The following is a 5,680-nucleotide window of genomic DNA, read 5'->3' as shown; positions in this document are numbered from 1 at the left end:
GCCGTACGAGGTCAAGTGGAGCGAGCGTACCGGTGCGTGAGCACCAGGCTAGGCTCGCTCAGGACGGGAGGGTCTGCGTGCCCGGCTGCACCCTGCCCTGCGACGTGGCCGAACCGCCGCGCAGCGCGCAGATCGTCGACCCGCCGGTCGGCGCCTCCGGCGGCGTGGTGGCCGTGCCACTCACCCAGCCGGGCCTGGGCCACCGCATCGACGAGGCCCGGGTCCGCCGCCTGGCCAAGGAGTCGTACTCGGCCTAGCGCGACGTTCCCGGCCGGCCCTGCTCAGCCGCAGCCTTCGGTGATGCCCTTGGGAGCGGTCGGGTCCGGCTTCGCCGTGGTGCTCGCCTTGGGGAGGGGCGTGCGGGAGGTCGTGGCCTGGGGGGTGGCTGTGGGGGCCGCGGTGGGGGCCGCGGTGGGGGCCGCAGTGGCGGTGAGGGGACGCCTGGTGACGGCCGAGGAGTGCAGGGCCTTCGCGGTGACCGTGCGGATCTTGCTCCAGTCGGGGTAGCCGGTGTTGATCAGCGGCGGGACGAACTGGACGCTGGTCACCTTCGCGTTCTTGACCTTCAGCGCCAGCGGGACCAGGTGCTCCAGCATCGGGCGAGGGATATCGGTCCGCAGCAGTTCCTTGGTGGCCAGCGCGACCTGGTTGAACCGCGACAGCACGGTCGCCGGGTCCGCCTGGGAGAGCAGGGCGCCCAGCACGCACCGCTGGCGTCCCATCCGGGTGTAGTCGTCGCTGTTGGTGCGCGAGCGGGCGAACCACATCGCGTCGGCGCCGCGCAGCTTGCGGGTACCCGCCTTGACCAGGCCCTCGTCGTACTTGCCGAAGACCACGTCCTGGGGCACGGTCACCGTCACCCCGCCGATCGCGTCGATCAGCCGGGCGAAGCCCCACATGTTGGCCAGGGCATACCAGTCGATCTTCAGGCCCAGCGTGTAGCCGACCGTGTCGATGAGCGTCTTCGCCCCCTGCCTCTCGCGGCCCCCGAAGATCTCCGGGTGCGCATCGGCGTACTCCCAGACGGCGAAGAGCAGGTCCTCGCGCGAGCCGTCCGGGTTGGCCGGGAGCCTGAATCCGTCGGGGAAGCGCCTCGCCATGGGGGAGCCGGGGACGAAGCGGACGTTCTCCAGGTTGCGCGGCAGGCTCAGCAGCACGGTGTTGCCGGTTTTGACGTCCACGCTGGCCACGTTGATGCTGTCGGTCCGCACGCCCACCCGGTGGGTGTCGGCGTCCCCGCCGAGCAGCAGGATGTTCACCCGGTCGCGGCTCGCCCACGGGTCCTCCTCGCCACCCCCGCCGCTGGTGGGGCGTGGAGTGGACGGGGCACTGAAGACGTCGTCCAGTGCCGACTGCGAGACCGCCGCGTACTGCCCGAGGAGGCCGAACGGCAGCAGTACGGCCACCGCGAGCGTTCCCGCCAGGACCCCGGCGACCGCCTGCCCGGCGCCGGGCAGCGTGCCGGGGTTCATCACCACGAACGAGTGCACGACCAGGACGAACCAGGCGACGCCGAGCGCCAGGGAGGCCACCGTGACGCCGGTCAGCCAGGAGGAGGAGACCAACTGCCCGGCGAGGTCACCGAGGTCGGAGGTGAGCGCGACCCAGAGCAGGGCCAGCAGCAGCGCCGCGTACGCGCACAGCAGCGCCAGCCCGGTCCTTCGCCATCCGGCGCGCAGATGCGCGGCGCCCGGGGCGATGGCGGCCAGCGCCGTCCAGCCGATGACCGCACCGACGCCGGGCGGCTTTGATCTGTCCCGCAATTGCTCCCCGTTTCCTCGCGCTCGACTCGGACTTGACCGCCGCAGGGAGATGGTAGGGGGGCGAAACCAGGTCGCGGGCGACAAGTCGGTGAACAACTCGGGAAGCTGACAAGGCTTTATCCTGTGATTTCGACCGTCCCTGACCTTCGGGGTCTCGCCGGCGGGTCAGGACGCGAGAGGTGGCGTGGGCGGAACGGGAGCCCGCCGAGATGTCGCGCCGGCGATCAGGACATCACCAGGGGAAGGCGAACAGGCCGTAGTAGGCCGCGGCCACCAGGAGCAGGGCGGTGCCGCCGAGCACCCCGGCGATCGCGAAACTCTGCGGACGGGAGGGCTCCCAGCCCTCCCGCAACCCCGCGACGACGGCCGCCACGCCCGTGACCTCCTGCAGCAGCATCAGCAGCGCCAGGATCCTGATGACCAGCCACCCGGTGAGCACCGCGGGCCACGCCCCGGCCTGGTTGACCGAGAACAGCACGAGCAGCGTGATGAACGCCACCACCGAGACGAGCAGCCCGGCCCCGGTCCACGCCATCCGGCGGAACCGCCGCCGGACCGGCGGCCAGATCCGGGCGTTGGCCTCCGCGGCGGGTGACCGGCCGCGGAGCCGCACCACCATCTCGGCCACCGGGCCGACCACGTAGCCGACCGCGGCCAGGCAGAGCGTCAGCCCGATGACGGTCCCCCCGGCGTACCAGGGAGCCGCGGGAACGTCGCTGGCCGCCAGGCGCTGGACCGGCGTGGCGCCGGCGATGCGCACCGCGGGGCTGGCCGTGCCGGGCAGGCCCAGGACCCAGTTGGCCAGCGTCTGCAGGTAGCCGGGCGCGAACGGGCCGCCGTGCACGCGCATGCCGTGGTCGGCGCGGTCGAGGTAGCGGATGGTGTAGTCGCTGTTGCCGCCCTCGGTGAGCGCGCCGGTCAACGCCATGCTGCTCTCCACGAACGGGATCGAGGGATCGCGCGTGCCGTACAGGGCCAGGACCGGTTGCCGCATCCCGCGCAGCGCGGGCAGGCCGTCGTAGCGCAGGAAGTTCATGTCGACGGCGCCCATGGCGCGGGTGAGCAGCTCGCGTACCCCGCTGGGCGCGTACAGCCGTTCGAGCTGCTCGCCCAGTGCCCAGGTCACCTGACGCATGGGGGAGACGTTGGGGGCCGACACCAGCACGGTGAACCCGACGGCACTGCTCCTGGTGGCGGCGATGGGCACCACCCAGCTGCCCTCGCTCACCCCCCAGAGCCCCGCCCTGGCCGGGTCGACGTCGTCGCGGACGAGCAGCTCCTCCAGAACGAGCAGGGCGTCGCGGGCGAGCAGGCCGAAGTCACGGTTGCGGAAGTCGTAGCCCACGGTCCGCTTGTCGTAGACGAGGGTGACGATCCCGGCCCTGGCCAGCCACTCGGCCTGGGTCGTGAACTCTCCTCTGACCCCGGGCCCGGCCCCCTGCACGAAGACCAGCGCCGGGTGGCGTCCGGGGGCGACCGGCGCGCGGATCGTCGCCTCGAGCGGTGTACCGTCCTCGGCCGTGACGGTGACGTCCTGCGTGGTGATCTGCCTGGTCGCGGCGACCGGCCTGACCTCGTCCGGCGGCTGGGGAGGAAGGGTCTGGAAGACCGGATCGGCGCGGAGCGGGGTCGGGTCGAACGGCGGCGGCAGGGTGTAGCCCACCGTCGCGAGAACCACGAGGATCAGGCCGGAGGCGACGCTCAGAACGCCACGGCCGGCCTGGTTACCGATCCGATCCCCGATCGTCACTCGCCTCCGTGATCGTCGTTTCCCGGTATCGTTCCCTCCGATCTTCAAGCGTACTCATGGACGAAAACCCTGAGCGGGACGGGCGATTCGAGTGATGTGAGTGGCCACATTTGTCGCTGAGTCCTGTTAGCTTCGTGCGACATGCGGGTGCTGCACACATCGGACTGGCACCTGGGCCGCTCGTTCCACCGGGAGAGTCTCCTGGCCGCCCAGGGTGCCTTCGTCGACCACCTGATCGAGACCGTCAGATCGGAGCGGATCGACGTGGTCGCGGTCTCCGGTGACGTCTACGACCGGGCGCTGCCCTCGGTCGACGCGGTCGAGTTGTGCAACCAGGCGCTGCGGCGGCTGGTCGACACCGGGGCGCGCACCGTGCTGATCAGCGGTAACCACGACTCGGCGCGCCGTCTCGGCTTCGGCGCGCACCTCATCGACGCGGCAGGCGTCCACCTGCGCACCGACCCCGAGCGGGTCGGCGAGCCGGTCGTCGTCGACGACGTCGCCTTCTACGGCATCCCCTATCTGGAGCCCGAGCTGGTGCGCGCCCCCTGGGAGCTGCCCGAGCGCACCCACACCGCCGCGATCGGGCACGCCATGTCCCTGATCCGCGCCGACCTCACCCGGCGCGGACCTCGGTCGGTGGTCCTCGCCCACGCGTTCGTGACTGGGGGGCGGGGCAGTGACAGCGAGCGCGACATCAGCGTGGGAGGCGTCGCGCACGTCCCGGTGTCCGCCTTCGACGGTGTCGACTACGTGGCGCTCGGCCATCTGCACGGTCGCCAGCGGATGAGCGAGACCGTCCGCTACTCCGGCTCCCCGATCGCCTACTCCTTCTCCGAGACCGGCCAGGTGAAGGGGTCCTGGCTGGTCGACATCGGCCCCGGCGGGTACGAGCGCGCGGAGTTCGCCGAGGCTCCGGTGCCCAGGCCGGTCAGCCGGCTCACCGGTCGCATCGACGACCTGCTGGCCGCACCCGAGCACGCCCGCCACGAGGACCACTGGCTCCAGGTGACGCTCGTCGACCGGATCCGGCCCAAGGGCGCGATGGAGCGGCTCAGGTCCCGCTTCCCGCACACGCTCGCGCTGTCCTTCGAACCCGAGGGCGGGGTCGGTGAGACCGTCACCCGGCCCAGGGTGGCCGGGCGCCCCGAGATCGAGGTCGCCCTCGACTTCGTCCGCGAGGTGCGCGGCGAGGCCGCCGACCCCGCCGAGACCGAACTGCTGCAGAGGGCCGTCGAGGCCTCCCGCGCGAAGGAGGCGATGGCGTAGATGCGCCCGCACCGTCTGTGGATCACCGCCTTCGGCTCCTTCCCCGGTGAGGAGCAGGTCGACTTCGACGCCCTCGCCGAGGCGGGGCTCTTCCTGATCCACGGCCCCACGGGGGCGGGCAAGACCACGGTGCTCGACGCGCTCTGCTACGCCCTGTACGGCAGGGTGCCGGGCAGGCGCGACAGCGCCAAGAGCCTGCGCTGCGACCACGCGCCCCCGGGGCGTGGGCCCAGCGTGGCACTGGAGGTCACGATCAGGGGGCGCCGGCTGAAGATCACCCGGTCGCCCGGCTGGCAGCGCCCCAAGCTCAGGGGCACCGGCACGACCAGGGAGAACGAGAAGGCACTGCTCCAGGAGTTCGCCCCCTCGGGGGAGTGGGTGGGGCTGACCAACCGGGTCGACGAGGCGGGGGAGTTCATCGGCACCCTGCTCGGCATGAACGCCGAGCAGTTCCTCCAGGTCGCGATGTTGCCCCAGGGGGATTTCGCGAAGTTCCTCCGTGCGGACGGGGAGGACCGGCGCAAGGTCCTGGAGCGCCTCTTCTCGGTGAAGGTCTACGCCACCGCCGAGTCCTGGCTCGCCGACCGGCGCACCGAGGCGTTCCGCGAGCAGCAGGCCCTCCGCAAGGAGGTCGACTTCGCGGTGAAACGCCTTGAGGAAGCCGCGGGGTCCGCGCTCTCGGCCGCGTTGACCGAGGCCTCGGCGGAGGCCTCGGCGGAGGTCTCGGCGGAGGTCTCGGTGGAGGATGACCCGCTGGGATGGGCCCACGCGGTCGAGGAACTCGCGGCACGGGAGGTCACGCGGCTGAGCGGTGTGGGCCTTGGCGGCGAGGCCGCCGTACGTGCCTTCTGTCCGGCCGGGCCTCTCTGCCCCCGTAGAAGATCGATTTCACCGAGCG

At 71.8% G+C, this 5,680-nt stretch carries 4 protein-coding genes and 1 pseudogene; 3 read left to right on the top strand and 2 right to left on the bottom strand.

Features of this window, described 5'->3' with window-relative positions:
• Positions 1–257, top strand: a pseudogene (locus tag ABZ260_RS45320) (hypothetical protein); the annotation flags it as partial.
• Between the two features lie 24 nt (positions 258–281).
• Here ABZ260_RS45320 and ABZ260_RS45315 read toward each other — a convergent pair.
• Together ABZ260_RS45315 and ABZ260_RS45310 are read right to left on the bottom strand one after the other, a co-directional pair.
• Positions 282–1,763, bottom strand: a complete 1,482-nt coding sequence (locus ABZ260_RS45315) for an LCP family protein (protein WP_355630512.1) — start codon at positions 1,761–1,763, stop codon at positions 282–284.
• Positions 1,764–1,995: 232 nt separating this feature from the next.
• Entirely contained in the window at positions 1,996–3,513 is a 1,518-nt protein-coding gene (locus tag ABZ260_RS45310) for a prolyl oligopeptidase family serine peptidase (RefSeq protein WP_355630509.1), read from the bottom strand.
• 141 nt (positions 3,514–3,654) lie between these two features.
• Between ABZ260_RS45310 and ABZ260_RS45305 the strand changes: the two genes are divergently transcribed.
• A complete protein-coding gene (locus ABZ260_RS45305; RefSeq protein ID WP_355630506.1) occupies positions 3,655–4,782 on the top strand; it encodes an exonuclease SbcCD subunit D in 1,128 nt (375 codons plus the stop codon).
• A partial coding sequence (locus ABZ260_RS45300) for an SMC family ATPase (RefSeq protein WP_355630503.1) occupies positions 4,783–5,680 on the top strand: 898 nt, incomplete at its 3' end.

Source organism: Streptosporangium sp. NPDC006013 (assembly GCF_040614275.1).
Lineage (GTDB): Bacteria > Actinomycetota > Actinomycetes > Streptosporangiales > Streptosporangiaceae > Streptosporangium.
This window is presented reverse-complemented; position numbering and strand designations above follow the sequence as displayed.

Bases quoted from the DNA above. Each gene is read 5' to 3' on its own strand.
- ABZ260_RS45305 (WP_355630506.1), top strand. From the start codon at position 3,655: ATGCGGGTGCTGCACACATCGGACTGGCACCTGGGCCGCTCGTTCCAC.